The 18,680-nt window shown below is 63.5% G+C and carries 18 protein-coding genes; 15 read left to right on the top strand and 3 right to left on the bottom strand.

The window, feature by feature from the left end; all coding sequences use genetic code 11:
• The first annotated feature begins 12 nt into the window (after nt 1–12).
• From K7W03_RS01470 to K7W03_RS01450, 5 genes are read left to right on the top strand one after another with little or no spacing between them, the layout of a single operon-like run.
• Nucleotides 13–645, top strand: a complete 633-nt coding sequence (locus K7W03_RS01470; RefSeq protein WP_222885343.1) for a TraV family lipoprotein — start codon at nt 13–15, stop codon at nt 643–645.
• On the top strand, nt 642–3,161 hold the full coding sequence (locus tag K7W03_RS01465) for a TraC family protein (RefSeq protein ID WP_222885342.1): 2,520 nt from the start codon (nt 642–644) through the stop codon (nt 3,159–3,161). Before K7W03_RS01470 ends, K7W03_RS01465 begins: the two co-directional genes overlap by 4 nt.
• Nucleotides 3,158–3,520: a hypothetical protein gene (locus tag K7W03_RS01460; protein ID WP_319024277.1), complete on the top strand. Its 363-nt coding sequence runs from the start codon at nt 3,158–3,160 to the stop codon at nt 3,518–3,520. The genes K7W03_RS01465 and K7W03_RS01460 overlap by 4 nt, the downstream gene beginning before the upstream one ends.
• A complete protein-coding gene (locus K7W03_RS01455; RefSeq protein WP_222885341.1) occupies nt 3,517–3,783 on the top strand; it encodes a hypothetical protein in 267 nt (88 codons plus the stop codon). Before K7W03_RS01460 ends, K7W03_RS01455 begins: the two co-directional genes overlap by 4 nt.
• A complete protein-coding gene (locus tag K7W03_RS01450) occupies nt 3,780–4,391 on the top strand; it encodes a conjugal transfer protein TraW (RefSeq protein ID WP_222885340.1) in 612 nt (203 codons plus the stop codon). Before K7W03_RS01455 ends, K7W03_RS01450 begins: the two co-directional genes overlap by 4 nt.
• 95 nt (nt 4,392–4,486) lie before the next feature.
• Here K7W03_RS01450 and K7W03_RS01445 read toward each other — a convergent pair whose 3' ends face one another.
• Nucleotides 4,487–5,011: a GNAT family N-acetyltransferase gene (locus K7W03_RS01445; RefSeq protein WP_222885339.1), complete on the bottom strand. Its 525-nt coding sequence runs from the start codon at nt 5,009–5,011 to the stop codon at nt 4,487–4,489.
• Between the two features lie 27 nt (nt 5,012–5,038).
• Nucleotides 5,039–5,377 carry a DUF1778 domain-containing protein gene (locus K7W03_RS01440; RefSeq protein WP_226869606.1) on the bottom strand — a complete coding sequence of 113 codons (339 nt, stop codon included), beginning with the start codon at nt 5,375–5,377 and terminating at the stop codon, nt 5,039–5,041.
• A 60-nt stretch (nt 5,378–5,437) separates the two neighbouring features.
• On the opposite strand from K7W03_RS01440, the gene K7W03_RS01435 reads away from it, so the two are divergent.
• The 10 genes from K7W03_RS01435 to K7W03_RS01390 all read left to right on the top strand — a co-directional run bounded on the left by K7W03_RS01435 (nt 5,438) and on the right by K7W03_RS01390 (nt 18,001).
• On the top strand, nt 5,438–6,436 hold the full coding sequence (locus K7W03_RS01435) for a TraU family protein (protein ID WP_413469283.1): 999 nt from the start codon (nt 5,438–5,440) through the stop codon (nt 6,434–6,436).
• 98 nt (nt 6,437–6,534) lie between these two features.
• Nucleotides 6,535–6,762 (top strand): hypothetical protein, encoded by a 228-nt coding sequence (locus K7W03_RS01430; RefSeq protein ID WP_140404698.1) that lies wholly within the window; start codon nt 6,535–6,537, stop codon nt 6,760–6,762.
• A complete protein-coding gene (locus K7W03_RS01425) occupies nt 6,759–8,690 on the top strand; it encodes a hypothetical protein (RefSeq protein ID WP_222885338.1) in 1,932 nt (643 codons plus the stop codon). The genes K7W03_RS01430 and K7W03_RS01425 overlap by 4 nt, the downstream gene beginning before the upstream one ends.
• Nucleotides 8,690–9,784: a conjugal transfer protein TraN gene (traN, locus tag K7W03_RS01420; protein WP_222885337.1), complete on the top strand. Its 1,095-nt coding sequence runs from the start codon at nt 8,690–8,692 to the stop codon at nt 9,782–9,784. The genes K7W03_RS01425 and traN overlap by 1 nt, the downstream gene beginning before the upstream one ends.
• Nucleotides 9,756–10,628, top strand: a complete 873-nt coding sequence (locus tag K7W03_RS01415) for a type-F conjugative transfer system pilin assembly protein TrbC (RefSeq protein WP_222885336.1) — start codon at nt 9,756–9,758, stop codon at nt 10,626–10,628. Before traN ends, K7W03_RS01415 begins: the two co-directional genes overlap by 29 nt.
• Nucleotides 10,600–11,196, top strand: coding sequence for a S26 family signal peptidase (locus K7W03_RS01410; protein ID WP_222885335.1), 597 nt, complete (start codon nt 10,600–10,602; stop codon nt 11,194–11,196). The genes K7W03_RS01415 and K7W03_RS01410 overlap by 29 nt, the downstream gene beginning before the upstream one ends.
• A 62-nt stretch (nt 11,197–11,258) precedes the next feature.
• Nucleotides 11,259–12,065: a conjugal transfer protein TraF gene (locus tag K7W03_RS01405; RefSeq protein ID WP_226869619.1), complete on the top strand. Its 807-nt coding sequence runs from the start codon at nt 11,259–11,261 to the stop codon at nt 12,063–12,065.
• Nucleotides 12,066–12,073: 8 nt separating this feature from the next.
• The gene (locus K7W03_RS01400) at nt 12,074–12,649 is read left to right on the top strand and encodes a hypothetical protein (RefSeq protein ID WP_226869605.1); all 576 of its coding nucleotides are present in this window, start codon (nt 12,074–12,076) and stop codon (nt 12,647–12,649) included.
• 190 nt (nt 12,650–12,839) lie between these two features.
• Nucleotides 12,840–14,261: a conjugal transfer protein TraH gene (locus K7W03_RS01395; protein WP_222885333.1), complete on the top strand. Its 1,422-nt coding sequence runs from the start codon at nt 12,840–12,842 to the stop codon at nt 14,259–14,261.
• A gap of 20 nt (nt 14,262–14,281) precedes the next feature.
• Nucleotides 14,282–18,001: a conjugal transfer protein TraG N-terminal domain-containing protein gene (locus K7W03_RS01390; RefSeq protein ID WP_222885332.1), complete on the top strand. Its 3,720-nt coding sequence runs from the start codon at nt 14,282–14,284 to the stop codon at nt 17,999–18,001.
• Here the strand turns inward: K7W03_RS01390 and K7W03_RS01385 are convergent.
• Complete coding sequence (locus K7W03_RS01385; protein WP_140404647.1) at nt 17,998–18,438, bottom strand: PrgI family protein; 441 nt, start codon at nt 18,436–18,438, stop codon at nt 17,998–18,000. The two genes, K7W03_RS01390 and K7W03_RS01385, sit on opposite strands and share 4 nt — an antisense overlap.
• Between the last annotated feature and the right edge of the window lie 242 nt (nt 18,439–18,680).

Below are 18,680 nucleotides of genomic sequence, written 5' to 3'. Positions count from 1 at the left end.
GGTGTGGCCCCCATGCCTGACATGCCCGTCCACGCCGCGCGCCGGGCCGGATCGCCAGCGCTGCTCGGCATGGCCCTGCTGCTCACAGGCTGCTCCACCATCGGTTCGGTCATGTCGCCCTACAGCGAAAAATTCAGCTGCAAGAATAGCGACCATGGGCAGTGCATCCATCCCGACAAGGCCTATGCGGACGCGGTCGCGGGCGTGTCGTCCCGCTCCGATCCCGCGGTTACCCATGACAAGGCTCTTCTCAGCCAGGGAGACGGTGCCGCGGCAAGAAGTCCTACCAGGCAGGGCAAGACGGCACCATCCCCCTATTTCGGCTATCGCGACAGTGTCTATCGGGAGCTTCAGGGCCTGGTCGATGCGCCGGTCACGCCGATGCTGCGCCCCGGCCGCACGGTGCGCACGCTGATCCTGCCCTATGCCGACCGCGAACGGCCCGACCGGCTCTACATGCCGCGCTATGTCTATTCGATCCTCGAGAGGCCCCAATGGGTGGTGGGCGATTATCTGGTGAGCCCGGTCCAGCCCGCCACGCGCGTGCCGGTGCTGGAACAGGTGAGGGACAAGGGCGCGGCCGCCCGCGCCGTCGAGGGCGAACCTACCGATATACCCGCTGCGCCTGAGGAGGCACGGCCATGATCGCGCTCGGAACCCGCCATGGCGGCGGCCTCACCCGGTCGGACCTGCATCGCGCCGTCGCGCGCGACGCCTATTCCGATTTCCTGCCGCTCGTCGCCTGGAAGGAAGAGGATGAAGCCTTTCTCTGCATCGACGATGGCTGGGGCCATGCCTGGGAACTGATCCCTTCGGCCTATATGTTTGCCCATGTCCATCAGGCCTTGCTGGGCCTCCTCAACATCCATTTTCCCGATGGGACGGTGTTGCAGCTCCACGGTTTCGCCGATCCGCTGATCGACCATGCGCTCGATGCCTTCCTGGATATGAAAACCCGCGCCGATCCCCTGATCCAGGCGTCGGCCCGGCGCACCGCCGATTATCTGCGCGCCGGAACGGAGGGACTCGACGCACTTCACGGCATCCCCGTGCGCGATTTTCGTCTGTTCCTCTCGATCAAGACCCGCGTCGAGCTGGGCCATGACCTGCGCCGGCAGGTCGAGGAACAGCTCTCAAAGCTTGGAATCCGCCGTCTGCCGCCCGAGGAACTGGTCAGCTTCTATCGCCGGATCTTCAACGGTCTCTTCGATGCCGCGCCAGGCGTGTTCGCCGATGGCAGTGACGGCCAACCCGCCCCGCCCGTTCGCAAGCAGATCATCGATGCGGGTCCCGACCTGCTGTTCGACGGCCCGGAGGTCCATCTGGGCAATCAGGTGGCGCGCTGCCTGACGCCAAGGGCACCGGCGCGGCGCATCACCGCCGAGCGCGCCAATCGCCTGCTGGGCGGGATGCGCGGGGCGGCCGAGGACAGCGACCAGATTGGCGGCCCCTTTCTTTTCACGCTCAACATCCTGTTCGATCACAGCCAGTTCGAAATCCACAAGCGCGCCCAGATCCTCTCCGCGCAGAAAGCGGCGGGCAGTTTTGCGGTCGAGGTGGGCAAGCAGATCGAGGAAATCGGCTGGGTGCTCGATGAGGCGGGCAACAGCCGCTTCCTTTCGGTGATCCCGATGGTCTGGGTCTTCGGCCGCACCAGCGCCGACGCGCGGGAAATGGCGGCGCGCGCCAAGCGACTCTGGGAGAGCGAGCCGCTCCCCTGGATGATGCAGGAGGAGAGCTATCTCAATCCGGTCCTGTTGCCGATGAGCCTCCCCTTCGGGCTCTATCCCGAAAAACGCACGATGCGGATGCTGGAACGCGATTTCCGCATGCCGGTCAAAGCCGCCGTGCTGTTGGCGCCGGTGCAGACCGACTTTCGCGGCGGTGGCCGCCCGGCCTTGCTCTATACCGGGCGCAAGGGCCAGCTCATCACGCTCGATCTCTTCGATCCGCGCATCAACAATTATAATTTCATCGTCTCGGCCGAAAGCGGCGCGGGGAAGAGCTTTCTCCTCAACAATCTCTGCCAGCAATATTATGCGCAAGGGGCGCTCATCCGCATCATCGATATTGGCGGGAGCTATCGCAAACTCTGCACCCTGTGCTCAGGCCGCTATATCGACATTGGCGAAGAGAAGCTCGTGCTCAATCCGTTCGACATGGGCTTCGCGCTTGATGGCGATGATCGCCAATCCGCGATCTCCATGGCGGTCGCGATCGTCGCGGAAATGGCCAATGCCGCAACGCGCAAGGGCGTCTCGACGTCGGAATGGAATCTGCTCAAGTCCGCTGTGCAGTGGACGATCGACGAAGGTCATGCCGAGGAAGGGATAGACAGCGTCCGGGCATGGCTCGGCGCCTATCCGCAATTTGCAGCGTCCGATCTCGACCGGGTCGATCATCTGGTGCCGGCCGCGCGGGAACTCGCCTTCAACCTGCGCGATTTTGGCAGTGATGGCGCCTATGGCCATTTTTTCAACGGTCCTTCAACCTTCGACATCAGCAACGATGAGTTTGTGGTGCTGGAGCTTGAACGGCTCAAAGCCATGCCGGACCTGTTCAACGTCATCGTCATGGTGGTGGTGAACGCGGTCACCCAGGAACTCTATCTTTCCGCGCGCGACCGGCCGCGCTTTGTCCTGTGCGATGAAGCAGCGCAGTTCATGACCCGGAGCGAGGGCCAGGACTTGTCGCGGCTCGCCGAAGCTTTCGGCCAGGGCTATCGCCGCGCGCGCAAATATCAGGGCAGTTTCGGCGTTGTCCTCCAGAGCATGAACGATCTGCTGCTCTTCGGCGGCACCGGACAGGTGATCCTCGAAAACGCCGCGACGCGGTTCCTTCTTCAAGGATCGACCTATGCCCAGGCGGTAGAGAACAAGATCCTCGATTATTCGGGCTTTGTCCTCGACCTTTTGAAATCCGTCCGCAACGCCAAACCCCATTATAGCGAGATCTTCATCGACTCTCCCCTGGGGCTGGGCGTGGCCCGGCTGGTGGTGGACCCCTTCTCCTACTGGATCAACACCAGCGCGCCGCAGGAGGTGGCCGCTTTCGAGGCGCTGATCCGCGCCGGGCGCAGTCCGCTTGAAGCCGTCTGCGAGCTGGCCGGGGTCGATCCCGCCGAGATCCTGCCTGCAATCCAGCATGGAGGGGCAGCATGATGCGCAAGCCTTCCACTCATCCCGATCAATTGCCCCTGGGGTTCGGCAAGGATGCCGAAATCGAGCGGATCATCGAGGCCCGGGTCGCGATCCGCGCGGAGGCGGAAGCCATCCGATGGCGCTTCCGGCTGATGGTGATCGAAACCATATTGCTCACCAGCCTGGTGATCGTGACCGGCCTGATGCTGCATCAGCCGCCCATGCTGATCGCGCGCGGCGCGATACTGATCGGCGTCACTTGCCTCAGCACCGGACTGCTGCTCATCCTGCTGACCGGCTTGACGGGGAAATGCCTCGCAGCGTTGCGCACCTGGAAAGCCCGGCGCTCCAATCTTCTCGCTGCCTGGAAACGGCCATGACCGGCATCTTTTCATCCCGTCCCGGACAGCCCGCCATCCGCATGATCGTCGGCACCCATCTGCTGCTGACAATCCAGGCGGGGCTGGTGCTGTGGTCGGCGACGGAACTGGACATGGGCCTGCGCTGCATTGTCGGCGCGGCCGCTGTGCTCGGCCTCGCGGCCATCATCACCGCCATCCGTGGGGGCGATGCAGAGGAAGGCCGGATTTGGCGGCCCTATCGGCTGCGCCACCATGCGTGGCGCAAAGGAGGGCAGCCATGATCCACCGCCCCCTCATTGCAGGCATGACGATAGGCTGTTGTGTGCTGGCTGTTCCTGCGGCCATCGCCAGCACCGCGACGATTGGCCGGACATGGCCCATAGCCGAACCCGACGCGTTGGCGGAGATCGAAGCGCGAGCCGCGCGACAGCCCGCCAAAATGGCGGCTCACTTTGGTCCACGCGCAAACTGGTCGGCACTACGTGCTGCGTCGCTCGGGAACGCCCGACAGGACCGAACCCGTTTCGTCGTGCCCTTCTATACCCTGCCCGACGAAATCCGCCTGCCTGATGGCAAGCTGCTTTATCCCAAGGGCTTCACCTTCAATCCACTCGACTATGTCTCGTTGCCGCAGCGTCTCGTCATCGTCCATCCGCGAAACCTTGGCTGGGCGCTCGACCATGCCCGGCTCACCGATTTCATCCTGCTGACGGCGGGCGATGCGCTTGAACTCTCCGAGCGAACCGGGCGGGCGCTTTTCATTCTTGAAGAGCGCGTCAAGGAGCGGTTGGGCCTGACTGTGGCGCCCGTCATCGTCTCCCAGGTCGGAAGGAAGCTCGAACTCCAGGAATTTGATGTCGTCGACCAGCGAAAAGGGGAGCGGCAATGATTCGTTCCAACATGCCCACCGCGCAATTGGCCGAATGCCGTCCAGTCTGCACGCGGTGTAGCGAACGGCTCAAAGCGCGCCTCCCGCGCCGCAACCTATGGGATGTTCAGCAATGCGTGGATCTTTGCGACAGGAAGGTGGAGACGCAGAGGCACGTCGGGCAAGGGCTGGAACCCATAACGCATATAGAGCTGCTTGCGCTTCTCAACCTTCGCCGGATCGCCACAGTCGAGAATGTCGAGGAGCACAAGGGCGATTCCGACATCCATCGCGGCGCGGCCGATCCTCTTGAGAGCGTCGGCAAGCAAGAGGCCTCCAAAGCCTTTGCCCTGGAAACGGGCATCGACCCCGATCATCGATATGAACGCAGCGGGTATCTGACCATGCCCCGGCCGGTTACGCGTAAAAGAAGCGGGCAGGTGGGAATAATCGACACTGTGCGCGTTCAACGTGTAAAAGCCCAAAAGCTCCCCTTCGGGAGACAGAAGGACAAACGCCCGCACATTGTCCGCTCGGGCCAGCTTGCTTGCCGTCTTGCGCAAATAATTGTCGACTTGATCAATCCCGGACGAAAAAGCCGCCCGGTCGTGCCGCGCCGGATCAAGCGGCTCGATGATCATCCCCTTATCAGTCACGAAGCCTCGCTCTTATCGGCTTTCGATCATCTGGTCATGCCGGGCGAAGGCTTCGCGCAGAGCATCCGAGGGCGGACCCGGATTCTCGAAGGCATTGAGAATCGATTCATAATCCTTCCGGCTCAAAATCGTACGTTCGTGCGTCTGGATCGTCTCCAGTGCCGCCTTATACGCGGCGTTCATAACGAATACGGAATCATCGACACCACACCACGCCGCAGCCTGCTGAATCGCCTGCTTGATATGCGGCTTGGTGCGAAAATTCATACGCACCGTGCTCCGCTCGTTGATTGCACCCGCTGCGTCATCAAACGCTTGCATCGCCAAAGCCTCATCTTCACTGTTCCGCATATCATGTACGCCTTGCGGGCGCACATTTCAAGATCGATCGACTTCATAGCGACTCGTCCGATGAAGCAGATGCTGTGCCTTGGCATGGGGGGTCTGGCTATGCTGGTATCGACGCCGGCCCATGCCTCCAAATGCGAGGCGGGAACGATCTTCAATCCCATCACCAAGGTGCGCTGGACCTGCATCTTCCCCATCACCATCGGGGGCGTCCGGGTCGGCAGCTTCGACAGCCTGTCCAAGGAACTGGACGCCCAGTCCGCCTCCAAGCCGCTCTGCGCCTGTCGGAAGGGCACCACCTTCTGGTTCGGCGTGAAAGTGAGCTTCTGGTCGCCCAACCGGATGATCGACGTCGTTACAGAACCCGGTTGCATGATGGCGCTGGGCGCCGACCTCATGCCCACCGGCGGCAAGCTCCAGGGGAGCCAGAGCAGCATCGCCGACGGCACCAACACGCGCAAGATGTTCGCGCAGATGCATTATTATATTTCCCCGGTCTGGAAGATGCTGGACATGTTCACGGACCTCCCCTGCATCGAGGATGACGGCTTCGACGTCGCCATGATCACCGAGGTGCTGCCGACCTGGCAGTCGGGGACTTTGGGCGCGATCATCCAGCCCGAGGGCATCTTGTTCGGCAATCCCGCCGCAGGGCTGGCCTGCATGGCCGATAGCGCGGCGGCTGCCGCCGGCAAGGTCATCGATCCCCTTTTCTGGTGCATGGGAAGCTGGGGCGCGACCTATCCGGTCGCGGGCGACATCCATTTCGATGACTCGGTCGAAGCCTGGGCCGGCATCGCGGCGCGCGGCACCTTCATGATGGGGCGGCTTGGTGCGCTGACCATCTCGTCCGCCGATGGCTGCTCGTTCAAGCCCCAGCCGATCTGGACCAAGAGCCGCTACAAGCTCCAGATCATGGAGCCGGTCAAGGGCGGCAAATGCGTCAATATCGGCCGCCCCGGTGCGCTCTGGTCTTCGGGCAAACATGCGCCCGGCAAGGACAACGCCCAGTTCATGGCTTTTGAAAAGGTGATCTGCTGCGCGGGAGTTTCGACCCCGTGAGCCGGTCCCTTCCCCCATCCCTCGCACCGATGCGGGCTTTTGCCTGCTCTGCCCGCCACAGCCATGGTGGCTGTCCCGCGCGGCGCGAGGACGGAGCGATGCCGCGGTCCCCCTGCGGCATCGCTCCACCTATGGTCAGCACGGCCGCCGAACCCCTGTCGGCGGTGGGCAAAACCCCTCTCCGGCCCGCCGTCGTGGTGGCCGTGCTGACCACCATAGGAGGCCAGGCCGCCTTTCGCGTACTGGGTGACGTCGGGGCATCGGGCGTGTCCCACTGCTTCCGACTGCGCCGCATGTCGCGCGCCGCCCCGGATGCCGCGTCATGAAGTGTCACGCGCTCCTCCTCTCAGCGGGCATCGCCATCTGCCTTCCCGCCGTCACCCAGGCGCAGACGATGGAGGAGCGCGCACGCAGCGCGGCCACCGCATCGCGAACGAAGACCGGCGACAGCGATGCCCTGCAAAGCAATTATCTCACCCCCAGTCTTGCCGGCCAGCCGGTCAGCACCATCGACAACAGCAAGAGCTTCGCGCCGAATATCGCCTGCCAGAAGACCGCGACGCTGCTCGAACTGCTCGCCCAACCCGCCTCGACCGGCGATATCGGCACGCTGCGCATCTCGCGCGACAAGGATCTCGACGGCTCGTTCGACGAAACGCTGAATGTGCCCGTACCCGTATCGGGCATCTGCGCCAATGGCATCATCTCCTGTGCGCCGGGCAGTTGGAACCAATGCCACCCGTTTCAATGGGAGGTCGGCAGCAGCGGCAATCTCAAGCTTGGCGAGGTCGATCTCACGGCCCTTGCCGGCTGCTATTGCGTCAACAACAGCTGCGGCGCCAATCTCTCCTGGGGCAATATGGCCTCGATCCTCAAGGATCTGGGTGGCGGCGTTGTCGGGGCGCTCACCACCGCCGATCCCCGTATCGGCGTAGCCCAGGCTTCCATCGATGGTCCACTGATCCGCTATACTGGAGCGCAGACCACGGCCTGCACGGCTCAGCCCCAGCTTTCGGCGACCAGTTATCGGAGCAACCCCACCGCGATCCAGGGCGACGCCTATTCCGTCTCGCAGGCAAGCAGCGTCTTCCAGACCCTGGCCGGTTCCGCGGCCGGCAACGGTAAAGCGCAGCAGACCCGCAACTGCGCGATCGAGCGCGACATCACGGTCAAGGAATGGGGTTTCGACGATGTCCTGGCAGTGCGCGGCTCGATCGCTGCGGTCACGAGCTGCGGAACCGGCTGCCGGCGTTATGAAATTCGCGGCTCCGGCACATGTGGCAGCGTGCCCCCAATCTACAGCGCGACTTTCGATCCCCTGGCTCCGGCGCGGATACGCTCCGCGCGCATCGTTGAAATGGGCGCGGACGACTGGGTCCAGGCAAGGGTCAACGGCCAGATCGTGGGTTATGCGGGAAAGCGCCCCTGGCTGGGGGAGGCCTTGCCCTCGGGCGACTGCCGTATCAGCGACGATCCCTGGTACAACAGGTCCGCCATCGACATCACCTCCCAGCTGCGCAGCGGCGCGACAATAGTCGGCGCGCGGGTGCGGGGTGGCGGCGACGGCAATTGGGGCTATGTCACTCTCGAAGTGCAGGTCGACACGTCCTGCGAGGTCAGCGAGCGGCTGGTCGATCTATGCTCGGGCTATGCCGCCGATCCCGCCTGTCATCTTGTGAGCGAGACGGTCGATGGTGTCGTGACCTTCAGGAATGGCGTCAACACCGGCATCAAGCCCCTGCCCTCCACCCGTCTGTTCGGCACGGGGGCATGCAGTTTCCAATATACGCGCGACTTCTTCGAACGCGCACGCCAATATGCATGCGTCATCGACCAGGCAGACGCCGGCGCACCGGACCTCAGCCGCGGCGCGTATATCATCGACCACTCGACCGAAACGCTGCTGGCGGACCGGACGACCGATGCCAGCGGCATGGTTTCGGCCTCGACCCGTCCCTTCTCCATGCCCGAACGGGGTTCCGTTACCGCCTGCGAGCCCATCTGCAAGACCCGAGCGCCCAAGGCCAATAGCGATGTGGCGATAGACGGTGTCGTCGGCGTCAGGCAAAATGACCCGGCCGGCTGGGACATATTTTACCACAGCTGCTCAGCCGACAATGTCTGTCCGCTCGGGCAGAGGGAAGAGCTGGTGTCGGCCTGCGGCTGCCTCGATGATTTTCCCGAAGCCGTCGTCATGATGCAGAGCGTGCGCCTGGCCGGCGCTGATCTGGTCTGCACGGCGGAAACACGCTGATGCGGTGGCGCCTCTCCTTGTGGACCGCCCTGCTGCTGGCTTCCAGCGTGGCGCTCACAGCGGCGCCCGCCCGAGCGCAGCAGCTTTGCGCCGCCGACCTCGACGGCAGCGGCGATGCCGAGGCCGCAAGGGAAACCGCCCAATGCTCCGAAACAAATGGGGGCAGCTATCTCTGCCCGATCCAGCAGGTCGCCTGTGTCGCCGATGCGGTCGGCGCCTATAGCTGTCCGCTTGGCAGTCAATATCCATGTCTGACCCCCGCCACCGGCGGAACACCCAGTTGCTCGCCCCATGCCTGCACATCGGTGACCGGCGGCGGCATCGAGGAGGAGGATCCGGTCGTCGACGATCCGGGCGCCCCCAATGACGGCGCCGTCGATGCCGACGGCAACTGCCTTGGGGCGATCGAGATTTTTGCCGGGCGCGCCGTTCGCTGCCGTCCGGCGGGCCTCAAGACCACATTCTCCAACTGCTGCAAGGATCGCGGCGAGATCGTGAAGGACGGGATGGGCTCGTCCATCTCCTCGATCGGCACCAAGATCGCCATCGCCAAGGGCGTCTGGTCGGGCATGAAAGCGGCGTACACCGCGTTCAATGCCGGTGCCACCGCGAGCGAGGCGGCTGGCGCCGGCGCCAATGCGATCATCGTCGGCATAGATCCGACGTCGATCGCGATCAGCCTCGCCATCAACTTCATGATGGATTTTCTGCTGTCGGGCTGTGACCAACAGGATATGGAAGTGGGCATGCTCCTTGGCTCGGGCATGTGCCATGAGGTCGGCACCTACTGCGCGTCGAGTATTCTTGGCGTCTGCGTGCAGAAGGCCAAGGGCCATTGCTGCTTTAACACCAGGCTCGGCCGGATCATCCAGGAACAGGGCCGGCCGCAGCTTGCCAGCTTCAACGCCATGGGGTGGGGAACGGCGAAGAAACCCTATTGCCGCGGGTTAACCGCTGAAGAGTTCCAGGCGCTGGATTTCAGCAAAATGGATCTCTCCGAATATTATTCCGACATCGAGGCACGGGCCCAGTCGGACATCCAGATCGATATGAAGGACAGGATCGATGCCTATATGGAGACGGTCAATCCCTAGCCGCGCGCTTCTTGCAGCGGCGATGCTCGTCGCCTCGCCCTGCCCAGCGCAGAGTGAGGAGGACGCGGGCAATGCCCGGCAACGCGCGCAGGCACAGGGCGACAGCGCCTTGCAGCGCCTCAAGGGAGCGGTTGCGAGCCAGAAGGATCGTGCCGAGGCGCGCGGGCCGGATCAACTGCCCGATCTTCCCGAAGCGACACGGCGCCGCGCGTTCGAGGGCCTGCGAAACCGCAAACCGGCCCCAGCCATGGACGCACGCGCGCGATCGGCGCTGACCTCCGGCGAGGACAGCCTCGCGGCCCAGCGGGAGGCCATGGCGAAGCGCCTCGGTCAGGCCCTGGGGCTGGAGGCGCCAGACATAACGGGCCTAGCAGGCGCCACGCCACCCTCGACGCCTCATGGCTGGGTGCCGTTGCTTTTTGCCTCCTCCTCCATGCCCATCCCGATTTTGCGGACCTATGCGACGCAGCTCGAAAAAGCTGGCGGCGTCATGGCCTTTCGCGGCGTGCCGGGCGGGATGACGAAGATCGGTCCGATGGCCAGGCTTTCAGCAGAGGTGCTGCGGATCGATCCAGGCTGCGACGGCCCGGCCTGCGCCATGCGCAATGTCCAGTTGATCGTTGATCCGCTGGTCTTTCGCCAGCACGGGGTCGCGCGGGTGCCGGCGCTTGGCCTGATACCGGGCGATCCGACCCAGCCCTATTGTGAGCGGGACGATGATAGCCCGGCGAGCCGCCACATCGTCTATGGCGACGCTGCCCTGTCCGGTCTGCTCGAAGAATATGCCCGTCTCGGCGGCATGAAGGAGGTGGCCGATGCTCAGGCTCGCCTGGACCGCCGCTAGGGCGGCATGGCCCGAAATCAGGGCCACCCCGCGCAAAGCAGCCATGGCATTGGGAGCGGGCGGTCCCGACACGGCGCCACAACCGCGCCGTTTCTGGCAAGCCTGCGCGATCATCCTGCCGATCAGCGCCGCCGCCTTTTGGGCCTTGCCGCAGTTCACCTTGGTCATGTCGCCCTCGATCGACGCCTGGTTGGTCCACAAGGCGCCGGGCACCATCCGGCGCGGTGACCTTGTGTCGTTCAAGCTGCGGCATCCCCTTGCCGGCCCTGCCCCGGTCGATGTCACCAAATATGTGCTCTGCATGCCGGGAGACAGGATCGAGATGATTGAGAAACCCTCGATGACGCCGGGCGCGAGGGATGGCTGGTATCGGTGCAATGGTAAGCTCATCGGGATCAGCAAGCCTGTCGGGCGGAAGGGGCAGCGCCTTCTTCATTGGCGGCCCACCGAGCCGCATATCCCTGCTGGCATGGTCTATGTCGGCTCCTCCTATGTAGGCGGTTTCGACAGCCGCTATTTCGGCCCCGTGCCCCTGCATCGCCTCACGCGGATGGAGAAGCTGCTATGACTTGGCGCCTCCCAACCGCCCTTGAGGCAATTTTGCTGATCTCGTCACCGACAGCCGCGCAGATGGGTTCGCCGGCATCGGAACCGAAGCAAGGCTATTGGTGGTACGTGGCACCAAAGCCGAAACCCCGAGACGAAGCCGCTGACCCGGACAGGCTGGTGAAGCCGGTGATCCCGCCCATGACCGAGCTTGCGGCATGGACGCCGCCCAAGATCCGCAAGCTGATCGAGCAACAGCGCGATTATGCCGCCACCGTGCTGACGGTCGATGCGGTCGCCGATTTCTGGCGGTTGCAGGATTTTGCGCGGCGCAAGGCGCGGGCCTTTGCCGGCGTGACGCAGCTCGCCATGCTCCAGCATCCCGAACTCAATTCCAGGTCGGCCAATCCGATGGTGGGCGACGCACGCGACCAACTGCTCGGCCAAAAGGATGCTGTGCGCCGCGCCTATCTGCGCGCGCACGCCGGCGAGTTCGCGCTCGTCATGTTCTCGCGGACGAGTTGCGGCTATTGCCGCGTGCAGTGGCCGATCGTCCAGCGCTTCCAGGACGAGATGGGCTGGCAGGTGTCCCAAATCGACCTCGACCGCCGGCCCGAGGTTGCGCAGCGTTTCGGTGTCGATGTGACGCCCACGACCATGGTGATCCGGCGGAACAGTCCGCAACGCATGGTGATCGCTACGGGGGTCGAGGCCTATCCCAACCTCACCCAGACCGCCTACCAGGCCGTCCGTCTGCTTTCCGGCGACATCCGGCCCGAGCAGTTCCTGACTGGCGCGGGTGAGGAAGACGGCTTCTTCGACGCGCTCGCCAATGGTCCCGTTGCTGCAGCTGATCCATCGGCGGACGGGCCGCAGGATGCCAACCCATGAGATTCTGGATGATCCTTCCATTCCTGGCGCCTTCGCTTGCCATGTCAGGCGCAATGGCCCGGCCGATCACGCGCGCCGACGCCATGCGCGCTGCGATCCATCCCGTCGCGACGAACGCGGATATGCAAAGTTGGCTGTCCCGCGTGCCCGCAACCAAGGATTTTCCGCCGGATTTCGCTGCGACATTGGGAGGTGAGGCCTCGCTCTTCATCATCGAGATGACGACGGCGCCCGGATGTCTGCCCTGCGCGGACCTCTGGGCAAAGTTGGCGCAATATTCCCGGCATTATCATTGGCAGGTCCGCACCATCGGCGGCGACGAGGCCTTGCTGCGTTCCGGCAGGCTGGGCCTCCCCTGGGTCGGGCATCCGGTAGCATGGATCCGTCCCGTCGCCGATGCTGATCGCATCATCCCGATCGCGATCGGCACCGACCACGGCGTCAACCTGGCGCGCAATGCCTATCTCGCGGCCAAGATGCTGACGGGCGTGCGTCCGGCGGTCGGGCTTCGCGCGATGGCCAAGTTCACCGGCATCGTTGGAGCAGTTGATCGCGTTGGCGCGACAGTGAGGCCTTCCAGATGATCGGCAGCACGCACGCATCAAACTCCAGACATTCCCAGGCGGAAGCAACCCGACCGCCTGTCAATCAACCTCGCAATTTCGGATCATTGATCCAAATTTGCAAGGTTATTTCCCACATCCGACCATCCTTGAAAATGCCGCGCATGGCGGGCCGGCATCTTCGCCTTCTCATTCCAAGAGGAAGCCCGCCATGCCTTCGCTCCGTCCTCGCTGTGCGCTGATCGCGCTCGGTCTGCTCGCCACCTGCGGCACGACCGCGCCAGCCTATGCCCAGGGATGGGCGGAAAGCTGGTTCGACAATGTGACCTATACCTCGCCCGGCTCCTTCGAGGACCAGACGCGCGGCTATGTGACGGCGGGCGGCATGTCCGGCCGGGTAGATGTCCATGACGATTATCTGATGTCGCTCACCCTCCCCAAGGTGAAAGCCGGATGCGGCGGTATCGATATGTTCCTTGGGGGCATGTCGTTCCTCGACCCGGACTATCTGGTCCAGAAGTTGGAGAGCATCCTTCAGGCCGCGCCTGCGGTCGCATTCCAATATCTGCTCGAAACCCTCGACGAGAAAATGGGCAATATCATCTCGAAGATGGAAGCGGCGACCAATTACCTGAACTCCATCCAGGTCAATGACTGCCGTCTTTCCAATCGCATGGTGCAGATCGCCAAGGGCGACGACAATATGTCGGGCATCATCGAGGAGATGACCGGCTACAAGTCGATTAGGCAAGGTTTCGCGAAAAGCTACCAGCAGAGCCGCGAGAAGATCCAGGCGAACCAGAATAATCCGACCGAGGATCTGAAGGACGCGCTGGCCAACTGCCCGGCCGAGGTGACCGACATCTTCCGCACCGGCTCCCTGCTCTCCCATGCCGCGACGCGCGTGGGTGCCGGCGACTGGGCCTCGGTGATGCGCGCCCGCGTGGGCGACGTCTATATGCGCTGGGACGCGACCGACAAGGTGCCGATCTTCTCGGCCATTCCCGCCTGCCCGCATCAGGACAGCGACAGTCCGCAGGATTTTCTCGTAGGCAAGGTCCAGAGCCGTTCGCTCAATATCCCGCCGTCCGCCGCGGACTGCGCCCCGGACAGCGGCAAAGGGGCTTTGGAGCTGGCCCGGACACGGATGCAGTCGATCGCCACCAAGATCCGCACGCGCGCGGCGCTGACGGCCGAAGAGCGGCAGTTTGTCGCCAATGTCCGCACGCTGCCGGTCTATCGCATGCTGGAATGGGGGGTGCGTGAGGGCGTGCCCGATTCCGTGATCGCCGATACCGATGAGTTGGTGGCGCTCACGCTCGCCTATCAGATGCTCAATGATCTCACCCGATCGATCGATTTTGCGGTTTCCAATGCCGAACGGGGCGCGAGCGCCGCAGGCGCGGCCGATGCCGGCAACGCCAATATCTGCCAGACCCGCATTCTTTCCAAGGGCATCGAGCAGCTGAGGGATTTGCGCGAGGAGGTGCTGCGTCAGCGCGCGCAGATGCGGCAGAGCTATATGGCCGCGCTCAATCAGGCGAACCTTTCCGCCAACTATGCCGGGCTGATGCGCACGCGGGATCGCGATGCCCGCGACAGCGCCGGCACCGCTTCGAACAACAATCGATGAACCTTTTGGAGGCACCGCCCATGCGCCGCCTGTTTCGCCTGCCTCGCCTGCTCATTGCCCTGCCGCTCGCTTTGGCGGCAACGCCCGCGTGGGCTCTGGAGTCCAGTTTCCATACCTATGACGGCTTTGCCGAAACGGTGGATGCGTTCCGCCTGGTCTCGATGATCTTCGGCGATCCGCGCTATGAAACGCTGGTGCTGATCTGCGCGGTCGTGGGGATCGCGCTCGGCGTTGTGATCGCCTCGTTCCGCGGCCAGGGGATGGGGCTGGTTGCGTTCGGGTTCCAGATGCTGATCGGCATTGGCCTCTTCGTCGGCCTGGTCGCGACCACAGGCACGGTCCATGTCTATGACCGGGTCCGCAATGCCTATCAGCCGGTCGGTGATGTCCCCAATCTCATCGTGCTGGTGGCGGGCGTCACCAACCTCATGGAGCGGGCGCTCGCCGAGACGATCGACGACAACACCACCGACCCCAACGCCAAGCTGGAATTTGGCGCGGGCGGCCACGCCTTCGACCTCTTTCTGAATGCCGTCTCGCCGCGCGGCCCCATGACCGACACCTTCCTCGACGCAACGATCAAGGACTATGTCCGGCAATGCTATCCGGTCGCCCGCGTCTCGCCGGCCTATGGCGTCGATGATGATCAGCTTTTCCGGGGCACGACGGACCTTCCCGCCTCCTTTGCGGCCATGGCCGGACCGGCGACGTTCAGCACCGTCTTCACCTCGGCCGACAAGGGCGGCACGACCATGAGCTGCCAGGAGGCCTGGGACCATATCCAGTCCCGCCTCAGCGATCCAACCCTGTTCGACAACTATGCCCACCAGGTCTGCCAGAGCAGCGGCTATGATGTCGCCGATGGTAACCAGCTGGCGCGGTGCCGCACGCGTCTTGGGCAGCTTGGCGACGGGATGATGGGTACGCCCCTTACCCTTCAGGCCTTCTTCTCCGATGTGCTGCTGGGCAGCAGCGTCGGCGATGTGCTGTTCGAGGATAGCCCGGCGACAGCGGCTCGGGTGATGGCGAACCGGGCGGTGGTGTCGAGTGGGCTCTCCACCATGTCGGTCGCCAATCAGTGGATGCCCACAATCCGCGCCACGGTGTTCGGGATCATGCTGTTCATGATGCCGATCGCGCTGCTGTTCATCCTGACGCCGATCAATCTGCGTGTCGCGAGCTTCGCGCTCGGCCTGTTCGTGTTCGTGGCGCTCTGGGGCGTCATCGATGCGGGCATCTATCAGCTGACCCTGGGCCGGGCGATGGCGGTCCTGGCCGAGATGCGATCCAATCATGTCGCCGCGAATGCGTGGATGCTGGCGCCGTCGGCAGCGCTGAAGGCCCTTGCGATCTTTGGGTCGTTCCGCACGGCCGCTGCGGGCCTAGCGGGGGCGTTCGTGTTCACCGTGTTCCGCTTCTCCGGCAATGTGTTCTCGTCCTTCACCGGCGGCGCGCTTCAGGCGCAGGGCCAGGGCACGGCGGCAGCGACGCCCCTGATGACGCGGGAAGGCTTTGCCTCGGCGCTCGAAGCCCAGGCATCGGCCTCCGGCACGATGGCCCGCAGGGGCACGGCGTCGAACTTTGGAGATTTTGGGGAGCGCACGACGTTCAGCAGCGATCGAGCTTTCGGCGCGGCCGGAACCGTCTTGGGCGAGCATGGTGGCGGCCTCGCTGGCGGGAGCGCCTTCGCGCTGGGTGGCATCGACGCCGCGCGAGAGCTGGGCGGCATCTCCCCTGCTCTTGCTGGCCGCGATCTCAGCAATCCGACAACCGCTCAAGCGGTCCGGGCTAATGCGACGACGGGCGCCATCCATAATTTTGCCGAGAAGGATGCGTTGCGGGCACTCGGCACGACCTATTTTGGCGAGGGGCAGTCGGGGGAGCGGGCTTTTGCGGCATTCGCCCAGAATATGGTGCAATGGAAAGCCTTCGGGGACCAGCGCGCCTATGACATGATGCTGTCGGGCACGCAGCGGCATTTTGAGCGCAGCGGCTATGATGCCAGGGACGCGGCGCTCAAGGCCTCGACGCTCATCGGTCAGGCTTCGGCCGATCCGACTTTCGCCAAGATCACCGCCAACGCCTTCGATCAGGAGCAGATGCTGCGAAACGATCTGACGGGCGCGCAGGTGCAGGTCGGGGCGATGGAGGGCCGCCGGGATTATGCCGGTGATCATGTGGCAGCGACAGAACGGGGCAACGTCGCCACCGAGCAGGCCTGGCGCACAGGCAATAATGCCGGTCACCGCAGCGCCGCCTCGATACTCGGCCTGTCGCTCGATGAAACCAGCCGCCGTATCGGGTTCATCAATGCCTTGTCTGGCGAAGCGCGCTCCACGGCCATTACGCAGCTCTCCCGCGCGACTGGGCGCAATGAGGCGCAGGTGATGCGGGCGCTTGAAAGCTATAATGCCGCGACCCAGGTCGGGACCGCCGATGGCGCGACGGCCGAAGCGGCGCGCGAGGGCACCAGCGTCTATGGCCGTACCCGCGAGGCCGCCGGATATGATTTTGCCGAGCGGTCGGGCAAGCTCGACGCGCAGCGCGAGGTCGGGCTGGATGGAACGCGGTCTGCGGCCAGGATCGGCGAACAGCGCCGGGAAGCTGAGAATTTCGGATTTGCGCAAGGCGCTGCGGCCGCCGGCGCAACGGTGCGGGAAGCGGCGCGTCTCGACAGCTTTATCCAGGCCTTGAGCCGCACGGCGGGCAATCAGGTCGATATGGCCGAAGGTGGCGCGGAAGGCGTTGCCGATCGGGCGCGCAATGAGCGGCTCACCGGCATTGTCGACAAGGAGCGTCTCACCCGCATGCAAGGCCTTCTCCGTGAGAACGGCATTGGCCTCTCGAAGCGGCAGATTGCGATGGACCAGAATGGCGATCTCAACCTTAATCTGACGCCTGATACTGCCGCGCAGATGTGGCGGGCTGGACTGATCAATGAAAGCCAGCTGGGTGCGATTGCCGGTGGCGGGCGGGCGCGGTTCAGCTTTGCCCATAATGATCTGCTGGTCTCGAGCAGCACCGGGTTCAGCCGATCGGCGCGGTCCGACACCAGCACGCGGTTCGAAGCGGGCAAGCAGGCCGGGCCAGATACGGTCGAGCATTTTCTGGGCGGGGGTGCAGAGGGGCATGCCATGATGGCCAATTGGCTCAAGGGCGGGTTCGAGATGGACCGGAAGGGCAACTGGCGCCTCAAACCGCAGGTGGCTGACACGCTCCAGCGGGACGTCCAGGCGATCATGGTGCAGACAGGATGGACACGATCGCTATCCCGAAGCGCGAGTCATCAGGTGAGCAACCGGTCATCTTTTGGCACCAACATTGGAGGATCGGTGGAAAGTACAAGCGGCGCGAACCGTAGCATGCGACAGACACGCGGTAGTGTCGGTGGCCAGGTCGGGTTTGAAACATCTGACGCAGGCACTGGGGTCACTGACGCTCGAGCGAGCACTGACATTGTGAATTACGATGTACGTGAAGCGATCGCTGCGGCCGAACGCGCGGCTTCCCGATCATCTCGACCGGCTGACGAGTTTACTCGAGAATTGGGCCACCAAATCCTTGGCAACGAGGGTCTCCGTAACCGCTATCTCATTCAAGCTGATGCGGCTCGGGGAACACTGGATCTAACGGCACCTCTAACGTCCGTCGAACAGCATCAGATTTTAAAGAGTGGACGCTTCAGCGCTGATCGCCAGTCGGGAATGGGCGACGGCGATCCTGACTTCAAAGCCCGCTAATGGATCCCTCTCACATGTTCATTTCGCCAAGCTTCGCTCATTGGATTGCCTGGGTGCCAGTAGTAACTCGAATCGGTAGGATCGGTTGGGTCCATTTTTCGAAACGGATATCCACTCCGGCCAAAGTTGCTGAAGGAATCTTGCTCCGTCCCATCACTATCACCCGCAGCAAAATTGTGGTGAATCCATTCCTTGAAAAAGCCGAAACCCAGTACCGGTACGATCACAAACGGATGAAGTAATGCGCCGACCGGCACGACAATCGCGCCTGGAAGCAGATAGCCGGGCACCGCAAGGATTACAGCCCAGAATATCGCCGCTAATCCCAACCAGAGTTTGGCGTACCATGGATGCCAAAACCAATCCCTCGCCCGGGGTGACGCGTTTCTGGGATGACCATTTTCCGCGTTCGAATGGGGCGCATTCTGCTCTGCCATGGGTTCCTCGCTTCGCCACCACGATAGCATATCAAGTCATTCAGATCACACACAATCGTTCCCAAATTCGTGCCAATCCACTCCTCCTTCCTCCTGCTCACCTTCCAACACCGGGCGGCTAGCAACCCGTTTCCGAATACAGAGAGTGACGCAGCGATCTCGCCATTGCCTGGCCAGATTGGCTTGGTCCATGGCCCGTGTCATTGCCGCGTGTGCCGCGCGCTTCTATGAGAGAAGCTGCT

This window comes from Sphingobium sp. PNB (genome assembly GCF_019873065.1).
Classification (GTDB): domain Bacteria; phylum Pseudomonadota; class Alphaproteobacteria; order Sphingomonadales; family Sphingomonadaceae; genus Sphingobium; species Sphingobium fuliginis.
This window is presented reverse-complemented; position numbering and strand designations above follow the sequence as displayed.

Bases quoted from the DNA above. Each gene is read 5' to 3' on its own strand.
- K7W03_RS01470 (WP_222885343.1), top strand. From the start codon at position 13: ATGCCTGACATGCCCGTCCACGCCGCGCGCCGGGCCGGATCGCCAGCG.
- K7W03_RS01465 (WP_222885342.1), top strand. From the start codon at position 642: ATGATCGCGCTCGGAACCCGCCATGGCGGCGGCCTCACCCGGTCGGAC.
- K7W03_RS01460 (WP_319024277.1), top strand. From the start codon at position 3,158: ATGATGCGCAAGCCTTCCACTCATCCCGATCAATTGCCCCTGGGGTTC.
- K7W03_RS01455 (WP_222885341.1), top strand. From the start codon at position 3,517: ATGACCGGCATCTTTTCATCCCGTCCCGGACAGCCCGCCATCCGCATG.
- K7W03_RS01450 (WP_222885340.1), top strand. From the start codon at position 3,780: ATGATCCACCGCCCCCTCATTGCAGGCATGACGATAGGCTGTTGTGTG.
- K7W03_RS01445 (WP_222885339.1), bottom strand. From the start codon at position 5,011: ATGATCATCGAGCCGCTTGATCCGGCGCGGCACGACCGGGCGGCTTTT.
- K7W03_RS01440 (WP_226869606.1), bottom strand. From the start codon at position 5,377: ATGCGGAACAGTGAAGATGAGGCTTTGGCGATGCAAGCGTTTGATGAC.
- K7W03_RS01435 (WP_413469283.1), top strand. From the start codon at position 5,438: ATGAAGCAGATGCTGTGCCTTGGCATGGGGGGTCTGGCTATGCTGGTA.
- K7W03_RS01430 (WP_140404698.1), top strand. From the start codon at position 6,535: ATGCCGCGGTCCCCCTGCGGCATCGCTCCACCTATGGTCAGCACGGCC.
- K7W03_RS01425 (WP_222885338.1), top strand. From the start codon at position 6,759: ATGAAGTGTCACGCGCTCCTCCTCTCAGCGGGCATCGCCATCTGCCTT.
- traN (WP_222885337.1), top strand. From the start codon at position 8,690: ATGCGGTGGCGCCTCTCCTTGTGGACCGCCCTGCTGCTGGCTTCCAGC.
- K7W03_RS01415 (WP_222885336.1), top strand. From the start codon at position 9,756: ATGCCTATATGGAGACGGTCAATCCCTAGCCGCGCGCTTCTTGCAGCG.
- K7W03_RS01410 (WP_222885335.1), top strand. From the start codon at position 10,600: ATGCTCAGGCTCGCCTGGACCGCCGCTAGGGCGGCATGGCCCGAAATC.
- K7W03_RS01405 (WP_226869619.1), top strand. From the start codon at position 11,259: ATGGGTTCGCCGGCATCGGAACCGAAGCAAGGCTATTGGTGGTACGTG.
- K7W03_RS01400 (WP_226869605.1), top strand. From the start codon at position 12,074: ATGATCCTTCCATTCCTGGCGCCTTCGCTTGCCATGTCAGGCGCAATG.
- K7W03_RS01395 (WP_222885333.1), top strand. From the start codon at position 12,840: ATGCCTTCGCTCCGTCCTCGCTGTGCGCTGATCGCGCTCGGTCTGCTC.
- K7W03_RS01390 (WP_222885332.1), top strand. From the start codon at position 14,282: ATGCGCCGCCTGTTTCGCCTGCCTCGCCTGCTCATTGCCCTGCCGCTC.
- K7W03_RS01385 (WP_140404647.1), bottom strand. From the start codon at position 18,438: ATGGCAGAGCAGAATGCGCCCCATTCGAACGCGGAAAATGGTCATCCC.